Source organism: Alteromonas sp. KUL42 (assembly GCF_006538325.1).
GTDB lineage: Bacteria > Pseudomonadota > Gammaproteobacteria > Enterobacterales > Alteromonadaceae > Alteromonas.
This window is the reverse complement of record NZ_BJKK01000005.1, coordinates 222,466-240,266: the sequence shown is the minus strand read 5'-3', so window position 1 is coordinate 240,266 and position 17,801 is coordinate 222,466. Positions and strand designations below refer to the sequence as shown.

General features: G+C 43.2%; 17 protein-coding genes. 4 read left to right on the top strand and 13 right to left on the bottom strand.

Annotation, left to right across the window (positions count from 1 at the left end; genetic code table 11):
- Positions 1-130: 130 nt before the first annotated feature.
- The 4 genes from EYR97_RS09865 to rpe form a co-directional block, all read right to left on the bottom strand.
- Positions 131-1,285, bottom strand: coding sequence for an HDOD domain-containing protein (locus EYR97_RS09865; RefSeq protein ID WP_131093658.1), 1,155 nt, complete (start codon positions 1,283-1,285; stop codon positions 131-133).
- Positions 1,286-1,546: 261 nt separating this feature from the next.
- The gene (locus tag EYR97_RS09860; RefSeq protein ID WP_131093657.1) at positions 1,547-2,134 is read right to left on the bottom strand and encodes an aminodeoxychorismate/anthranilate synthase component II; all 588 of its coding nucleotides are present in this window, start codon (positions 2,132-2,134) and stop codon (positions 1,547-1,549) included.
- A gap of 37 nt (positions 2,135-2,171) precedes the next feature.
- Entirely contained in the window at positions 2,172-3,179 is a 1,008-nt protein-coding gene (trpS, locus tag EYR97_RS09855; RefSeq protein ID WP_131093656.1) for a tryptophan--tRNA ligase, read from the bottom strand.
- A 43-nt stretch (positions 3,180-3,222) separates the two neighbouring features.
- Positions 3,223-3,900: a ribulose-phosphate 3-epimerase gene (gene rpe / locus EYR97_RS09850; RefSeq protein ID WP_131093655.1), complete on the bottom strand. Its 678-nt coding sequence runs from the start codon at positions 3,898-3,900 to the stop codon at positions 3,223-3,225.
- A gap of 415 nt (positions 3,901-4,315) precedes the next feature.
- On the opposite strand from rpe, the gene EYR97_RS09845 reads away from it, so the two are divergent.
- From EYR97_RS09845 to EYR97_RS09835, 3 genes are all read left to right on the top strand, one after another.
- A complete protein-coding gene (locus EYR97_RS09845; protein ID WP_131093654.1) occupies positions 4,316-5,044 on the top strand; it encodes a TorF family putative porin in 729 nt (242 codons plus the stop codon).
- Positions 5,045-5,231: 187 nt separating this feature from the next.
- Entirely contained in the window at positions 5,232-5,540 is a 309-nt protein-coding gene (locus tag EYR97_RS09840; protein ID WP_131093653.1) for a hypothetical protein, read from the top strand.
- A gap of 8 nt (positions 5,541-5,548) precedes the next feature.
- On the top strand, positions 5,549-5,749 hold the full coding sequence (locus EYR97_RS09835) for a DUF2970 domain-containing protein (protein WP_131093652.1): 201 nt from the start codon (positions 5,549-5,551) through the stop codon (positions 5,747-5,749).
- Between the two features lie 43 nt (positions 5,750-5,792).
- Here EYR97_RS09835 and EYR97_RS09830 read toward each other — a convergent pair whose 3' ends face one another.
- From EYR97_RS09830 to pilM, 9 genes are all read right to left on the bottom strand, one after another.
- Positions 5,793-6,644, bottom strand: a complete 852-nt coding sequence (locus EYR97_RS09830; protein WP_131093651.1) for a Dam family site-specific DNA-(adenine-N6)-methyltransferase — start codon at positions 6,642-6,644, stop codon at positions 5,793-5,795.
- Between the two features lie 281 nt (positions 6,645-6,925).
- Positions 6,926-8,422 carry an SPOR domain-containing protein gene (locus EYR97_RS09825; protein WP_131093650.1) on the bottom strand — a complete coding sequence of 499 codons (1,497 nt, stop codon included), beginning with the start codon at positions 8,420-8,422 and terminating at the stop codon, positions 6,926-6,928.
- A 117-nt stretch (positions 8,423-8,539) separates the two neighbouring features.
- Positions 8,540-9,607, bottom strand: coding sequence for a 3-dehydroquinate synthase (aroB, locus tag EYR97_RS09820; protein WP_131093649.1), 1,068 nt, complete (start codon positions 9,605-9,607; stop codon positions 8,540-8,542).
- A gap of 31 nt (positions 9,608-9,638) precedes the next feature.
- Entirely contained in the window at positions 9,639-10,154 is a 516-nt protein-coding gene (gene aroK / locus EYR97_RS09815) for a shikimate kinase AroK (RefSeq protein WP_131093648.1), read from the bottom strand.
- Positions 10,155-10,424: 270 nt separating this feature from the next.
- Positions 10,425-12,200 carry a type IV pilus secretin PilQ gene (locus tag EYR97_RS09810; RefSeq protein WP_131093647.1) on the bottom strand — a complete coding sequence of 592 codons (1,776 nt, stop codon included), beginning with the start codon at positions 12,198-12,200 and terminating at the stop codon, positions 10,425-10,427.
- 2 nt (positions 12,201-12,202) lie between these two features.
- The gene (locus EYR97_RS09805; protein ID WP_242634970.1) at positions 12,203-12,727 is read right to left on the bottom strand and encodes a pilus assembly protein PilP; all 525 of its coding nucleotides are present in this window, start codon (positions 12,725-12,727) and stop codon (positions 12,203-12,205) included.
- Positions 12,727-13,338, bottom strand: a complete 612-nt coding sequence (locus EYR97_RS09800; protein WP_131093645.1) for a type 4a pilus biogenesis protein PilO — start codon at positions 13,336-13,338, stop codon at positions 12,727-12,729. The genes EYR97_RS09805 and EYR97_RS09800 overlap by 1 nt, the downstream gene beginning before the upstream one ends.
- A 3-nt stretch (positions 13,339-13,341) precedes the next feature.
- Positions 13,342-13,920, bottom strand: coding sequence for a PilN domain-containing protein (locus EYR97_RS09795; RefSeq protein WP_131093644.1), 579 nt, complete (start codon positions 13,918-13,920; stop codon positions 13,342-13,344).
- Positions 13,908-14,975: a type IV pilus assembly protein PilM gene (gene pilM / locus EYR97_RS09790; RefSeq protein WP_131093643.1), complete on the bottom strand. Its 1,068-nt coding sequence runs from the start codon at positions 14,973-14,975 to the stop codon at positions 13,908-13,910. The genes EYR97_RS09795 and pilM overlap by 13 nt, the downstream gene beginning before the upstream one ends.
- 136 nt (positions 14,976-15,111) lie before the next feature.
- Here pilM and EYR97_RS09785 point away from each other — a divergent pair, with 136 nt between their 5' ends.
- Entirely contained in the window at positions 15,112-17,778 is a 2,667-nt protein-coding gene (locus EYR97_RS09785) for a penicillin-binding protein 1A (protein WP_131093642.1), read from the top strand.
- The last annotated feature ends 23 nt before the right edge of the window (positions 17,779-17,801 follow it).

Here is a 17,801-nt window from a genome sequence, read left to right as displayed (position 1 = left end):
GCCATGAAAGGGGCAAGGGCTGTAACAACGCTTCTAAGCACCGTTAAAAAGAGGGCGTGATTCGCAAAGAAAGGGGCGCTTTTTCAGCGTTATGTGTGCATGAATATCCACTAAATTTTTATCTCTCACCTTAATTTTTGGTTAAGGGAAGTGTGAAAATGTCAGTGTGTTTTAAATTTTCGAGGGAGCCACTAGGGAATTTTTGCTCTCTGAAGAGCGGCTTTACCTCTGGTAATTCTACAAAATTTAGCTGATGAAGCATGCGTATTTGCGTGTAAGCGCGGGATTGATGCAACACTTTGCTCAATGTACTTTCTTGCGCAGGGGCGTTGGTGGCACACGTGCGCATCGGCTGTGCTATTTGTAATCGTTGCAATTGCATCTTATCTAAGACATCTGCGCTTACTGAGTCAGCGAATTCCTGCTCTAAAGCGATGATATGGTTCGCAGATGGAACAAGCTTTACTAAGGCTTCATGCCGCTTTTGCTCTTTGTTTTTCTGGCAGTCCTTCAAAAGTTGTATTTGTATTTTATCGAACAGCTTAAAGTACAAGCGTATAACTGCGCAGCGTCCCAAATTGCTCAGAAGGCCCAGCGTATAAGCTTCGTATTTATTTAAACCATTTTCCTGTGCGATATGTCTTGCTGTTAACGATACGCCTGTTGCGTATGCGTTTAGGCGTTGTTTTATTTGCGGATATGGGTCGGTTACTTGAGGTATTGCGCGTTTCAACACCACATTAGGTATGAGCAGCCGCAAGTTTTCAATACCTAGAAAGCTTAGCGCGGTGCGCAAAGAGTCTACGACAATAATTCGCCCTCTGGCGTCCTTTCTTCTAAATCTTGGGGTATTGACGAGTGTAATGAGATCCTCGTAAAGCCAAGGCATTGTAGCCACAATAGGTTCAAGTTTAGACACGGAACAAGCGCGAACGGCAAGGGCGTCAAATAACTCTCCGATATTGTCGGGAATATTGAGAATGCTGGCAAATAGCTCAGAAGTATGACCTAAGCACTCTGTCATTTCACTTAACAAAATATCGTGAAATTGATGACTTATCATACCCATATACGTCGCTTCAGTTTTTTCTTGAAGACGTCGGTTCTCAATTGCTATCTTTTCAACATGCAGCAGCTCGCGGCGCGCATCCCCCTGCTCGGAGTGCTCATAGCGAACTGCTCCTGTAGGTTGCCGTCCGAGCATTTCCAGAACACGCTCAGGCGCAATGATCATATTCTCAAAGCGATCGTCAATTGTCGGCGTGAGGGCCGATTCAATTGTCATATCAAATACGCTCCTACTTATGACATTTCTATAATGTGCAATATTATCGTACATTTCTGAGACCTCAATGATGCGCTATTTCGGGCATCGAAGACAGTAGACGTTATATGTAATTATCTTCGTCTATTTGGGATACCAAACTAAACCAGCGACGCCTAGCGATGGACAATGTTGACCACAAACACAAAAAATGAACAAAGATAAACAGGCTCTAGAGTACTTTTATCGGCAGGTGCAATATTAACTAAAGTGTTAACGCTTTTATTTCGCCTCGGAATGTTGAAGAAAAGCCTCAAGAACAGCATGACCATGTTCGGTCAACAATGATTCCGGGTGGTACTGTACCCCCCAGATTGGGAATTGTTTATGTGTGACAGCCATGATTTCACGCTTCCCGCATACCGTTTCGCACCATGCATCAACACGAAGTTCGCCGGGAAGTGAAGCAGGCTCCAATACTAAAGAATGGTAACGGGTAATATTGAAAGGTGAGGGCAGGCCGGTAAAAAGCCCGAGGTTATTATGTTGTAGTACAGAGACCTTTCCATGCTTTATCTCTTGAGCGCCAACTACTTGAGCGCCAAACACTTGCCCTATTGCTTGATGACCCAAACATACACCTAGCATTGGAATCTTTCCCGCAAAATGTGCAATAGCGGCAAGACTGATTCCCGCTTCATTAGGTGTACAGGGGCCAGGAGAAATAACCAACCACTTCGGATTTAGGCGCGCTATATCGTCTAGCGACAATACATTGTTGCGCACAACGTTTACATCAACGCCTAATTCCGTGAAGTACCGAGCTAAGTTATGGGTAAACGAATCAAAGTTATCAATTAACAACAACACAGTTGTGCCGTACCTCGGTAATGCAAATGGCTAAATATTAAGGTTTAGGGATAAAGCCGACAGCTTCATAGACACGTTTCAGCGTTTGTGCTGCGCGAACTGACGCCTTTTCCGCACCTTGTTGCATTACCTCATTTAGGTACGCACGATCTGCACGAATTTCAGCGTAGCGTTGCTGAATTGGTTCTAGCAGTGCAACAACCGCATCGGCAACATCGCCCTTAAGGTGTCCGTACATCTTATCGGTATATTCTGGCTCAAGCTCTTTCACTGATTTTCCAGTAGAAAGTGAAAGTAACGTAAGTAAGTTAGACACCCCAGGCTTTTCGGTAGGGTTAAAATAGATATTCGCTTGCTCGTCAGAATCAGTTACCGCACGCTTAATTTTCTTAGCGAGTTTTTTCGGCTCTTCTAGCAAACCAATAAAGTTATTTGGATTGGTATCTGACTTGGACATTTTCTTTTCTGGCTCTTGCAAGCTCATGATGCGCGCGCCGAAATCAGGAATATAAGGGTCGGGTAGACGGAAGATATCACCGTACAAATTATTCATGCGCGTTGCGATGTCACGGGTCAATTCAAGATGCTGTTTCTGATCTTCTCCAACCGGGACTTTGTCCGCTTGATACAACAATATGTCAGCTGCTTGTAGTACCGGATAGCTATACAAACCTACATTGATATTGTTTTCGTTCTTGGCAGACTTGTCTTTAAATTGCGTCATTCGGTTTAACTCACCCATTTGGGCATAGCAATTTAGTACCCAAGCCAGTTGAGCGTGCTCTGTTACATGCGACTGCATGAAAAGCGTACTTTTCTGTGGGTCAATGCCACATGCAAGATAAAGAGAAAGGCCGTCTAAACACGCTTCCACTAATTTTTTAGGGTCTTGACGTACAGTAATTGCATGAAGGTCTACAATCATAAAGTGGCAATCGTGATCATCTTGCATGGAAACCCACTGCTTAAGTGCACCCATGTAATTGCCTAGGGTGAGTTGTCCAGAGGGCTGGCAGCCACTTAATACAACGGGTTTATTACTCATTATTCTTTACCTATTTATCCGTTTGAAAAATCGTATTTGAGAATTAAGCTTGACTAATTGAAGCAAGCTCTTGACGCATTTCACCAATGACTTTGCTGTAATCGTCTTTTGAAAAAATAGCAGAGCCTGCAACGAACATATCTGCTCCCGCTTCTGCTATTTCGCGAATGTTATCTACTTTTACGCCACCGTCAATTTCTATTCGAATATCATAGCCACTTTCTTGTACGCGACGTTTCACAGCACGTACTTTGTCTAAGGTACTTGGGATAAACGCTTGTCCACCAAATCCTGGGTTAACCGACATAATAAGAATGTGGTGTAGTTTATCCATTACGTGGTCAAGATAATGTAACGGTGTGGCTGGATTAAAAACCAAACCTGGTTTGCAACCCGAATCAATGATGAGCTGTAAAGAGCGGTCAATGTGCTCAGACGCTTCAGGGTGAAAACTGATGTAACTTGCTCCTGCATGAGCAAACTTTTCAATTAAGTCATCAACGGGCTTTACCATTAAATGCACGTCAATAGGAGCCGTTATCCCATAGGCGCGTAACGCCTCACATATCATAGGGCCGAATGTAAGATTGGGTACGTAGTGATTATCCATCACGTCAAAATGCACTATATCTGCCCCTGCTTTTATCACAGATGCTACATCCTCGCCCAATCTGGCGAAATCCGCAGACAATATTGATGGTGCAATTAAGTAGGGCTTCATTGTACTTCCTTCTTGTGATGTCGGGTGTACACCGATTTTATATAAGGCGTTATGTGCATGGTAATGCTGCGAAAGTTTACCCAAAACTCCTCTTATTTACTATGCGAACGGGCAATATGCCTGACGAAAATGCGAAATATGTGCTTGCTCGATTGCATTCTTAGTTACTTTTTCAGTGCCCAATTATGGTGAGGGCGCGTTAAATTGGTGCATCTTTATGCAGTTGGTTTACATTTTCATTTCTGTCGTGAAACCGTGGGTGTCATTAAAGGCTTTAAAAAACAGTTGGTTAAAATATTTTTTGATGCTTTTTTGTCTGTTCCATAAACGGGCATCAACTTTGCGTTATTCAGTCCAAAAATAAGAAGACAGAAAAACGAATTACAACAAGTTTGAATTTGACTGGAGAACACACATGAAAACATCTACAAAAAGAACTTTATTAGCCGCTGCAATATCTTCAGCGTGTCTTTTTACTGCAATGCCAAGCTTCGCTGCTGGTGAGTTTACTGCAAATGCAGGTGTTAGCAGCAACTACATCTGGCGTGGTCTAACCCAAACGACCAATGAAGCGGCTGTTCAAGGTGGTATCGATTACGCTCACGAAAGTGGTTTCTATGCAGGGACGTGGGCATCAAACGTAAACTATGGTGCAGGTGATGAATACTCTTATGAGCACGACATGTACTTTGGCTTCTCAGGTGAAACTGACGCAATCTCTTATGATTTCGGTTACCTTTACTACAATTATGACGACGAAGCGAACTTCGACTTTGCAGAAGTATACGGTACTGTAGGCATGGGTGGCTTAAGCCTGACTGTTTACTTACTTGCGCACACCGAAGCTGATGAAGGTGAAGGTCAAGACTTTGGTTTTGCTCAAGCGTCTTACACGTCACTAGATTACAGCATGGAAATTCTAAATGGTACTGAACTTGGATTCCATGTGGGTTACCACGAAGGTGACTTCGCCGAAGCATTCAACGGCGTTGAAGGTTACGCAGATTACGGCGTATCAATTTCTAAAGATGGATTTAGTTTTGCTATCACGGGTACCGATCTTGACGATATGGGCGGTGAAGACGAGTTTGATAACGATGCAGTTAAATTCACTGTAGGTTATTCAATGGATTTCCAACTTTAATAAAAGTTGTATCTAGACAAGGACTTGTCTGATATTAGATGGTTAGAATATTGACTGAAGCCCAATGTAACCCATTGGGCTTTATATATTTTTTTGTCTAAATAAATTATGTAACAATTCTCTTGTTCAGTGCTGTTATTTGATTATAATAAAGGTTAATTTTTAAACGAGTGCAGGAGTGTTCAGGATGAAAGTTCTCCCATTTTTTGTAATATGCGGTGTTACAGCGTTGCTTAGTATAGCATTGACGTTTACGCCGAATTCGCGCTCGTCAGTCTGCGACTATCAACCTGCAACTGAATTCAACCCAAAACTCCCTGCTAGTCATATTCAAAATCAATGCGCACGTATCAAAGACGGTGTTGAAGAAGTCAGTTGGTTATCATGGATAGCGGGTAAATCTCCCTCTTTTCAATTTCACTTTTTAGATTTGCTTGAGTTACTGCACAATGACGACAGTAACGTAGATTTTTCATCTCCTTCAAAAGATTCGTAGGTAATAACATGCAAACTGGTACTGGGTTTTGGTCAGTTCTGGGAAGTGTTATCGCGAGTTTATTTGGTGTACAAAGCCACAAAAATTATGAGCGTGATTTTACAAAAGGTACTTTTATCAGCTTTGCCGTGATTGGAGTGATATTGGTAATTGCGTTTGTTGTTTCGCTTTTTCTCTTCGTGAAATGGTACAGTAGCTACGGTAGCTAGCTCAGGATTTTAGGCTGAGCTTTTTAATACAATATCGAATTATTTATTTGGACGCTCGGCGCTTGGCTCTTTTCTTCTTAGCCGGTAATTTCGCTGGTGGGAAGTACGCTAAAATCTCATCAACAGGCATACGCTTCGCACCATTTTGACTAATCGAGCGTTTAACCGAGAGCATACTAAAATCTGCTCCTTGATAGAGTGCCCTTGTTATTGGCAGATCATGATTGGATATCAGTACGGGTATGCCACGCTTTTTCGCGGTGCGAGCGGCTAATTCTGCTAACTTTTCCTGCGACTCGTGCCCAAAGCTACGTGCGGCGTAACTAGTAAACGCCGCGGTTTTACTTATTGGCGCATAGGGCGGGTCACAATAGATCACGTTGCCTTGCCTTGCTCGCGAAAACACCTTTTCAAAGGGCAAGCATGTGAAGATTGCTTTTTGCGATTTTTCCGAGAAAACAAACATTTCATCTTCAGGAAAGTAAGGCTTTTTGTAGCGACCAAATGGCACATTAAAGCGCCCCTGAAGACTATATCTGCAAAGCCCGTTATAACCATGCCTATTTAGATAGAGAAATAGTATGGCGCGATAATATTCATCTTGTGTTGCGTTGAACTCATCACGCAATGCGTAGTACATTTTTTCATCATTTCGCTTTTCGCAAAAGAATGAGCGTGCATCATTAATCAAAGCATCAGGTTGCGCTTTGAGAAAGTTATACAGGTTAATGAGATCAGGATTGATATCATTGAGTAAATAACGTTTGTATTGCGTATTCAAAAATACCGAGCCAGCTCCCACAAACGGTTCTATCAGTTTGTTAGCTTGCGGTAATCTTGCTTGAATATGCTCAACCAAGCTGTATTTGCCACCGGCCCATTTTAAAAAACGCACGGTTTTTCTTTTGCATCATGCTAAAATGTTACTACCTACGCGGAATGGAAGACGGTGCTTACTCCTAACGTCGCCATTCTGGGCACTGCTGGGGAAGGGCTGTCTTATGACATCACCATACTAAAAGTTAATTGTAACTTTCATCGTGAAAGTGAACAACCAGCAAGTACATGATGTGCTTTTTTTTGCGCTTCTATTGATCATTTTATCTTCTTCAAAGGACAAATGTGTGCAAAATCAAGAAAGGTTAAATGTAAGGGGGGCTGCGTGGGCGCTTTTTCTTACTCTTGTGCAATCGAGATTTCAGTAAGTACTTGGTCGCCGCGTTTTACGAATGTATTTTCTTTGCCAGGAAAGTCTTTTAGTTCTGCACGCGCATTTTGCGCGGCTTCAAAAGTGGGGTAAAGCGTATTATCAACAACCACATACCAGTCGCCACCATAACGGTATGTTTTGTAGATACGAGTAGTTTCTACTAAATCATTTTCGCTTAAGAACTGCTGTAGTACGGTATTATCTTTCATTGCCAACATCTGAATTACAAATTCAGTTGGCTTTATCCAGCTTTCAGTATTGGAAGCTAGGTCCGGGTCTCGATTTGGGTTTTCTGTATTTTCCTGTGGTATTGTTGGCGTCTCAACGTCGTTAAGTTCTTCTTTTGCCGTACTTATTGGTTCAGGAGAATTTTGTTGATCAGTTTGCGCAGTGTCATTACTTGAACGGTTTTCTAACGTTGATATAGCTGTATTCCAGTTTGTCACTAGTGTGTCTTTTGCTTCTGACTGGGGTTTATCTGAAGTGAGCGCTGATGCGAGTTCTAAAGAGGGTTTTGAAGCAAGTGTAGTATCGGTTGTTTGGTCAGCGGGCTGGTTAACGATTTCAATACTACTTAGCGAATTTGTTGATGACTCACTGATACTCTGTCTATCCGTCTTTTCTTGCGCTTTGTTCTGGCTTTCATCCTGCCTTTGGACATTTGAAGGGGCATTCTCTAAAACCTCTGAATAGGCGGAACCTAATTCGACCTGATCTATATCATCAACGACATTGGCTTCATCAATAGGGCTGAAAAGCCCTGCTATGTTGTCTGCATATTGCCAATAAACCAGACCAGCAAAGGTTGATAAGAACACGCCAACAACAACAGAATAAAGCCATTTTGATTTTAATGGGTTAGCAAGCGTGAGTGCACCATCGCGCTGTCTGTTTTCAAGGTGAGCTTGAAAGGCTTCGCGTCGCGACGCGATCATTTTGTCTAGATCTGATTCAAACGTGGGTTGTTCGCTTATAACAGACTGACTGCTGATAATAAGTGGCGTTTCTGTATTTTTCGCGGGTAACCACTGCTTTGCCTTTTCAGCCCATTGGGAGTTCGCAAATAACAGCACGTTGAGGTGTTGCTTATTTCCAGCGAAACGGCTTTGTAACACCAGATCCCATAATTCTTGTAGCAATTTATCGGGAATAAAATGGGCCTGCGTAATGGCAATAAGAATTGGACCGTTGTGGTTATTTAAGTCAGACAGTAATTCATTTAGGGGCCTGACGAAACTGCCTACCACTTGCCCTAAAAGTTGCCTGCACAATTGACGTCGATAATCAGAGGGTTCCATGTTTTCTTGTGCAGTAAGGTAGGCGATTTCAGTGTCATCGTGTTGTTGGAACACGAAGGCTTCAAGGGTTTTTTGTTGTTCAGCAATGGAGTCTCCACTGACAAAAATCAGTTGAGATGAATAATTGACTAAGTATTCCAAACGTTCATGCAGTTCACTTTGCATGTGAGTTTGCCCCTATGAAAACCGAAATCACTGAGACACTATTTAATCAGGCAGTGCTAACGGGCGCGAACAGAATGGTAGCCCTGCCAAACTAGTGTTGCTCTGTTTAAGCAAAAATTAAGATAGAATGTCAGCTAGAATGGCATCGGTCACTTCTTTGGTGACAACAGCCTTTCCAATCCCCTGAGGTAATACAAAACGAATGCTCCCAGCTTCTACCTTTTTGTCGCGCTTCATGTGTTTCATGTAGTCTTGTTGGGTCATTGAAGTTGGACCTACGACAGGCAACTTAAATGCTTCGAACAGTTCAGACACGCGACGAGTTTCCGACGCATCAAACCACGACAATACTTCTGCAGCTTTACAAGCAAATATAGTACCAGCAGCTACTGCTTCACCGTGTAACCAATTGCCGTACCCTTGTTCTGCTTCTATGGCATGTCCAAAAGTATGACCTAAGTTTAGGATTGCGCGTAATCCACCTTCTCGCTCATCTTTAGCAACGACGTCGGCCTTTATCTCGCAGCAACGAAAGATAGCCTCACTGAGTAAGGTATTGTCCATGTTGACGAGGGCATCAGTATGCGCCTCAAGCCATTCAAAGAAATTAGCATCGTAAATAATGCCATACTTAATTACTTCAGCCATTCCGGCAGCAAATTCTCTAGACGGAAGGGTTTTAAGTGAATCTGTATCAATGGCGACAAAAATAGGTTGATAAAACGCACCTATCATATTTTTGCCAAGAGGGTGGTTTACTGCCGTTTTACCGCCAACAGAGGAATCGACTTGAGACAATAATGTGGTTGGTACCTGAATAAAAGGCACACCGCGTTGGTAGGTTGCAGCGACAAAACCTGTTAAATCACCAATAACCCCGCCACCTAATGCAATAAGTGTTGTATCTCGCGCGGCATTTAGTTCAAGTAGTCGAGTCATGACCACTTCAAATTGGGTTAGGTTCTTATGCTGTTCACCGTCAGGCAGAATAATGGTTTCAACACGCACGTCACCACAGGCTTTAATTGCAGCATCTAGATACAAAGGAGCGACAGTTTCGTTGGTGACAATAACGGCCAGAGGGCCTTTGATGTGAGCATTAAAAAGGCCAGGTTGTGATAATAACCCAGCCTCTATTTGTATAGGATAGCTACGTTCTCCAAGTTCCACGGTTAAGGTTGACATGGGCGTAGCTCCTTCTAATACTATTTGTTATTTAAAGACCAATTTTACTAATAATTTGGTTTGCAACCGCACGCGCTGACTGGTCGTCAGTGTCTACTACGTAATCGGCAACTTCTTCATAAAGTGGGTTGCGCATTTCGGCAAGGTCGCGAAGTACTTGTTCTGGATCGTCATTTTGTAACAATGGACGTCGTTTGTCGCGTTGTGTACGGGCAACTTGCTTGTCGATGGTAGTTTGTAAGTAAACTACGATGCCGCGGGCAGATAAACGATTGCGCACCGCTTTGGTTACAATAGAACCACCACCTGTGGCAAGCACAATACCTTGCTTATCTGTCAAATCGTTAATGACGTTTTCTTCACGTTTGCGGAAACCGTCTTCACCTTCTAGATCAAAGATCCAAGCTATATCAGCACCAGTACGGCGCTCAATTTCCTGATCAGAATCAAAAAAATCTAGGTGAAGTTCGTCTGCCAGATGTCTACCAATGGTACTTTTGCCAGCACCCATTGGGCCAACTAAAAAGATATTACGTTTTTCAGCCATATTTGCTTATATCACAACTTAATCATGTTAGGGGCAGCGCACTGTTGCCTTACCAGCCTACCCATTGACTCGTGCCTATTTAGTGACCAATAAGCACCACTCCTTAAACCTCGCTTAAATTTCGAGAGCGCGATTATCTCAGTTTCCTGCAAGGCGTTGCAAGTTTTGTTACCAACAAATAGCGCATAGATGTAAATTTACACGTAAAAAAGGAATAAAAACAAAAAAACGCGCTACATTGGTGCGCGTTTTTTAAGAACTAAAACAATACTAAGGCCGTTCGGTGATAATTTTGGGTGTTACGAAAATTAGCAATTCACGTTTTTGCTGAAGCTGAGATGTATTTCTAAATAAAGCGCCCACAACAGGAAGATCACCAAATAATGGTATTTTCGTTACACCATCAGAGCTTGTTTGCTGGAATATTCCGCCTAAAACAATAGTTTCACCATTTTCTACTAATACTTGCGTCTTTATTTCTTGTGTATCAATGGCGACGGCATCACCGGTAGATGTCGAAACTGTCTCACCCCGTGTATCTTGCGTTACCACCAAATCCAAGATAATGCGATTGTCTGGGGTAATATGTGGTGTAACTTTAAGCGACAATACTGCCTTTTTAAATTCAACTGACGTCGCACCACTTGATGTAGCTTGAACATAGGGTATTTCTGTACCTTGTTCAATGTATGCTTCATGCTGATTGGCAACGGTAATACGCGGACTGGCAATAATTTCACCTTTATTCTCTGATTCCAGTGCAGATAGCTCTAGATCTAAAATAGTGCCATCGACTAGGCTTGCTACTTGGAAACCTATGCTACCTGCTGCAGTGCTTGCAACAGGAAGGTTTACGTTTAAGCGATCGCCAATAGAAGGAATTACACCACCTGCTATGGTATCTGCGCCTTCAATAGAGCCTGATATGCCATTGTCATCATTTCTATCACTGAAACCCCAGCGTACACCAAGTTGCTCATCAACATTATCTAATACGGTAACCATGCGGCTTTCAATAAGAACTTGTTTAACAGGAACATCAAGGGCATTAATGGTTTTTCTGGCTTCGTCAATAGAGGCAAGGGTGTCGCGAATAAGAAGCGTATTAGTGCGTTCGTCAACGGTAACACCACCACGGTCAGACAATATACCACCTTCAGTCGACTTTAATATAGTCGCTAGTGCTGCTGCTTTCGCGTAGTTCACGGCAATATTGACCGTGTGAAGCGGTGCCAAATCTGATACCTGCTTTTTCGACTGCAGAGCCTGAGTTTCCCGTGCTGATAGTTCTTCAGCTGGTGCGATGAGCAGAATATTGCCTTCAAGACGCTTGTCCAACCCTTTTACACGCAAAATCATGTCTAATGCTTGATCCCAAGGTACACCTGATAAACTAATGGTGACATTGCCTGTTACAGTATCAGTCGTCACTAAATTAAAGCCATTAACCTGAGCAACAATTTGCAGCACTTGGCGAACAGGAACGTCTTGGAAATCTAGAGATATGGGATCGCCAACATATTTGGATTCGTTTGCAAGTGCATCTTGTTGCTCGTTGTCCATAGGTTTAACTTCGATGCGCAACACGTTGTCTTGGACACTATTTTTTACTACGACCGTGCCGGCATAATTAACTTCGACTCGCGCACTTTGCTTTTCTTCAAAGGTTTCAATTGTAGATACTAATGTGCCAAATTCAGCGACATTGAGTTCGACGAGTTGGTCTTTACCTAGTACTGTATTATTTAAAGTTACAGTAACTTTACCTTGTGACTCAATAAGTTGCAGTTTTGGCGCTGAACCTTCAAAAGTAACTAAGGTAATTGCAGTCTCGTCTGAGCCACGGGTAAAGTCGATTGCTGTAACGGTTGTAGTTTCTGCATTTTGGTGTGCATGTGATTGAGGATCAACAAGTAGTGGTTCTTGCGCGTTTACTGAGTATGGTGCTATTGAACCGAGTAATACGAGGGTGGCAGCCACAAAAATCCAGTACGCCGCAGGCACTCTGCGATTCAGAGATTTGTTGAATTGGTAACGCTCAGCCATGTTTATTCTCCCACCTTCGACGCTGTCGTCATTGTTGTTGTTTTCCGTTGCCAGCAGCCGGCACCATCTGGTAATGACTGTTCTATAGTAATTGAATCGCCATCGATTTGCGTAATTTTCCCGTAAAACAAGCCAAGATGACTACCCACCTTGGCCTTGTGTAGTGCACCATCATTACTGGTTATTAACGCCCATTTGTCTCCTTTAACTTCAAAGTTGCCAGAAAGTACAAGCGCGTCTAAACCGTACTGTTCAAGTGTTTCTTTTGGACGTTGAAAGTCGGGCTGATAGCAATTTTCAATACGCGGTTTACTCATCGGAGTATTCGCTGTCTTAGGTTGCTCAAATGGGCTTCTCAACGCGCTTGCCGAGTATATAAACGGCGGATGCGTTTTAAACTCAGGATACGGTTCAATTTGTGGAACTGTTCTCTCTTTTACACTTTGTGTGTAGGTTTGCAAGTCATCAAGTTCCACCGAGCAGCCAGCTATAACGAATAAGACCATAAAAGACAAAAGGTAACGCATTATTCCTTTTCTCCTTCAATTTCAGTGGCGCTTTCAGAGCGATATGTTTTCGCTTGTAATTTAAGTGACAATCCTTCACTTTGTCTTTTCAAATCAAAATCGTGCAGTGTCACTATTCGCGGTAGATCTGCGATGTTGGAAACGAATTCGCCGAAGTTGTGATAACCACCGCTGACTTCCATTTCGATGGGCAGTTCAGTGTAAAATTCTTTAGGGACTTCTTGTTGCCAGTTAAGTAGTTCGAAGGTCAAGCCCGATGATGTACCCACATAGGTGATGTCGTCTAAAAGCCCTGGTGTTTCATTACTTGTAGGCAAGCTTTTTAGCATTGACGAGAAATCTTGTTTAATTTGCGCCAACTGTGCTTGATAAGCTTCTAAATTGGCGGCGATGCGATACTTAGCTTCAAACTGCAGTTTTAGCTCTTGTTCTTTAAGTTCGGCGGCATCCATGATGGGAAGCTTAGGTTTTATGAGCATGTAGTAACACAGTGCAGCGACGACAATAGCAACAAACGCGGCGACAACAATGCGAACTTCTCTTGGCCAAATGGCAATTTGCTCAAAGTCTAAGTCATTAATTTCTTTTAATTTGTTGACATCAAATTTCATGTTTTATTTCGCCCCCTTGTCTGTATTTTCTAGCGGAGCGATATTCGGAGCGATAGAAAATGTTAGGGTGAATTGGCTAATTGCCCTCGCAGTACTGCTGTCTGACTTAATCGTTGATAGTTCAGCAGCGAAAAATATTTTTGATGTGTCTAGCGCCCGCATAAAATCTGAAAGGCGATTGTTTGAATCGCTTGTGCCTTCTATCTCAATCTTGTTTCCTGAGCGTGTCATTGACTCAAAGATAACACCCGCTGGAACCAATTTAGCAAGCTCGTCGAAAACAATAGGGGCCACGTTGCGACTTGCTTGAAGTTGTTCAATCAGCGCCATTCTTTGCTCGATGGCACCTTTGCTATCTTTCACTTTTTTTATTTCTGCTATTTGAGCATCAAGTACAGCTATCTCTCGCTGCAAATACTGATTTCGCATGTTTTGATTATTAATCTGTTGGTCAATCGCTTGACCAATAAACCAGAATATTGCTCCCACAGTTGCGGCAACTGCGACGAGAACAACCAAGTACTGCTGCTTTTGTTGTTGACGCAGTTTTTCGCGCCAAGGGAGTAAGTTTACATGTGCCAAGGTGTAAAACTCCTACTTGCTAAGCCCGCAGCTATTGCCAGTTGAGGTGCTACTTTTTCCAGCTTTTCACTATCTAATTTAGGGTTTATAGACATACCTTCGAACGGGTTAAAACAATTTAGCTCTATTCCTAAGTCTTGTTTAAGCATATCCACAAGAGGCGGAATTGTTGCGACACCGCCACTAAGCAATATTTTTGTTGGACGCTCAGCATGTAACGTACTCATATAGACTTGAAGGGCGCGATTAATATTTTGCTGCAAATTAGCGGCGAAGATAGGCAAAGTATCTTCCACCCAGTTTCCTGCAAGAGTACCATCAAGTAACTGACGTTCAGCGGTTTCGCGGTCTATCATATGAATAGCACTGATGTCGTTTACGAGGCTATTTAAACCAAAGCTATGCTCTTTGGTATAAATAACACTACCATTTTTGATAACGCAGATTTGCAATAGCGAAGCACCAACATTCACGCAACACAGCGGGATGTCTGGAGTTTCAATAGGGTGAAAAAACTCTACGGCATTGCCAATAGCGTAGTTTTCTATGTCGACTATCTTAGGTTCAAAGTTTGCTTCTCTGGCCAATAAAAGGCGGCTATCAACTAAGTCTTTGTGAGCCGCTGACAGCAACACATTCACTTTCCCCGAATGTGTCGGGCTTGGACCAAGTTCCTCAAAGTCTAAGTACACTTCATCTAGTGGAAAGGGGATAAGGCTGTCAGCTTCGATTTCAATTTGATTTTCTAACTCAAAATCGCTCTGGTCTGGATCCATATAGACAATTTTGCTAATCACAGACGTGCCCGCAACCGCCACGTTTGCTGCTTTGAGCTTTGTGTTGAGGACTTTGCGTATCTTTTTTAAGGCTACACTGATAGATTCGTAGTCTTTAATGTCACGTTCTGAAAAAGCCATTTTGGTAATTGGCTCACACGCGTACCCTTGAAGGACGTAGCCATCTTTATTTTGCTCAAGCCATACCGCTTTTATTTGACGCGTGCCTATATCTAGGCCCACAATGGGCGGCAGCTTTTTGTTAAACAGCGATTTCATTTGCAAGTGTCCAGTTTCAAAGGTAGTTGCTCTAAAGTACAATACTACTCTATTAGTTATATACGTATGGTTCCAGAGATAACACATACGTATAAAATATACGTCATTTCAACAAAATGTGTTGGTATCTGTTACAGTGAAGTACGTTAAACCACTTATTTTAATTAGTTTCCTATCGTGCATTGTCGGCGTTGCCGCAATGGTAGGTATCTACTTTTATATCAAACCCGACCTACCCAGTGTTACTGTACTTAAGGACGTTCGCTTGCAAACGCCAATGCAGATATACACTAAAGACGGAAAACTCATTTCACAATACGGAGTTAAACGGCGGATCCCTGTAAAACTTGAGGATGTTCCTCAAGAACTAATTGACGCTATCATCGCAACCGAAGACAGTCGTTTCTACGAACATCACGGTATCGACCCCATTGGTATAATGCGCGCTGCCGTAAGTTTAGTACTTACTGGTGAAAAACGTCAGGGCGCAAGTACACTTACAATGCAGTTGGCTCGTGGCTTTTTCCTTTCTCGTGAGAAAACTTACATTAGAAAAGTCAAAGAGATCTTCATTGCTTTGCATATGGAGCAAGAGCTCACCAAAGAAGAAATCCTTGAACTTTATTTAAATAAAATTGAATTGGGACATCGCGCTTTCGGCTTTGGCGCTGCATCACAAGTCTATTACGGAAAACCACTTGATGAGTTAAACCTAGCACAAATTGCTACTATTGCAGGTTTGCCAAAAGCACCTTCATTGCTGAACCCTATTAGTGGGCCTGAACGTTCAGTAGAGCGTCGTCGTGTAGTATTGCTTCGAATGTTAGATGAACAATACATTACCAAAGCACAGTTCGATGAGGCGGCTGGTGCACCAGTAACGGCAAAAAAGCACGGTGCTGAAATTGAAGTAGATGCCCCTTATCTCGCCGATACCATTTACAACGAAATGGTAGAAATTTATGGCAAAGAAGAAGCGGAAACTGGTGGGTATCAAGTTTATGCTACCGCGTCTTCCCAATTACAGTTGGCAGCACAAGAAGCGGTGGTGAGAAATTTACATGACTACGACGAACGTCATGGTTACAAAGGGCCACTCGGCTTCCTTTGGAATATTCCTGAGCCACAGAGTAAAGATGAAGTAATACCAACCCTTTCCCTGAGTTTCGATGTTAGCGAACGCGTTGAAAAAACGGATTGGAACCGCGACGCCTTGTTAGAGGTGCTAGAAGAAGTACCTTACATTAAACCGCTAAAACCGGCTGTAGTTATGGCTGTTGCACAGCGTACAATTGACGTACTTGCTGTTGATGGTGAAGAGTACACAATAACGTGGGACGGTCTGGATTGGGCACGTAAATACATCACTGATTTTCGTCAAGGCGAGGACCCTGACGTAGCAACAGATGTAACCCAAGAGGGGGCAGTAATATATATTCGTGAGCAAGATGGGCAATGGCGCATTTCACAGATTCCAGAGGTAAGTGGGGCGTTTGTTGCACTCAATCCTCAAAACGGTGCCGTTGAGGCCGTTGTGGGAGGTTATAGTTTTTATCAAAGCCAATTTAACCGCGCTACGCAGGCGAAACGTCAAGTTGGTTCAAATATCAAACCTTTTGTTTATTCCGCTGCTATTGATAGTGGTTACACGCTAGCATCAATCATCAACGACGCCCCAATTAACCAGTGGGATGCGACAACAGGTGTGGCCTGGCGACCACAAAACTCACCAGCGGAATACGATGGCCCTATCCGTATGCGCAAGGCGTTAGGTAAATCGAAAAACGTGGTGTCAGTACGATTGCTGCGCGGCGTGGGATTAAGAGAAACAGTTGAGTACCTGACGCGGTTTGGTTTTGACCGTGATGACATTCCACTGGATGAAACTGTGTCCTTGGGTTCAAGTTCACATACACCTCTTGAAGTTGTAAGAGGAATGTCAGTGATTGCCAATGGAGGCTACCTCGTTAACCCGCATTTTATCAGCAAAATTCTAAATGAAAGTGGTGATGAGCTGTGGAAAGCGAACCCTGTGTGGGCATGCAATCGTTGTGGCAATGCCAGTGAACAAGGTACACCGCCAGAAGACGAGGATGTCGACATAGAAGCATTGTTGGCTGCCGAGCTTAATCGAGATGCACAACTGGACTCAGTTGATGAAACAGTCAGTACCGAAGAGCGCATCACAGCTCCTCAGGTTATTACTTCTCAAAATGCCTTTTTAGTGGGTGAAATGATGCGTACGGCTGTGCGTGCTAACGGTAACTGGAGTAAAAAGACCTACTGGTTGGGAACAGGTTGGCGAGCGCGCAATATTCTGGGAAGAACCGATATTGCTGGTAAGACCGGTACAACTAACGACTCACGTGATACTTGGTTTAGCGGCTTCCATAAAGACTTAGTGGCAACGGCATGGGTTGGTTTTGACAATATGAACCGCCAACTTGGCCGCGCGACGCGTAACCAGAACCTTATCAATAAAAATCCTGAGAAGTTCAATTGGATTGGTAATGCGCTTATTGGAACAGAAGACGGCGCCAAGGCGGCTGGACCGGCATGGATCCGATTCATGCAACGTGCCCTTGAGGATAAACCGCATACGCCTATTCCTGTTCCAGAGAATATTGTTCGCGTTCGCATTGATCGTACCAGTGGAAAGTTGACCCGACGGACAGACCATACGACACTATTCGAATATTTCCTGCAAGGCACAGAGCCTACTACTTATGTAAGAGACGATGAAGTAGTAGATCCAGCCACCCAGGATACGACTACTACGCCAGAGCCTGAAGAGATATTTTAAGTTTATGAAAGGTGACCCGAGTT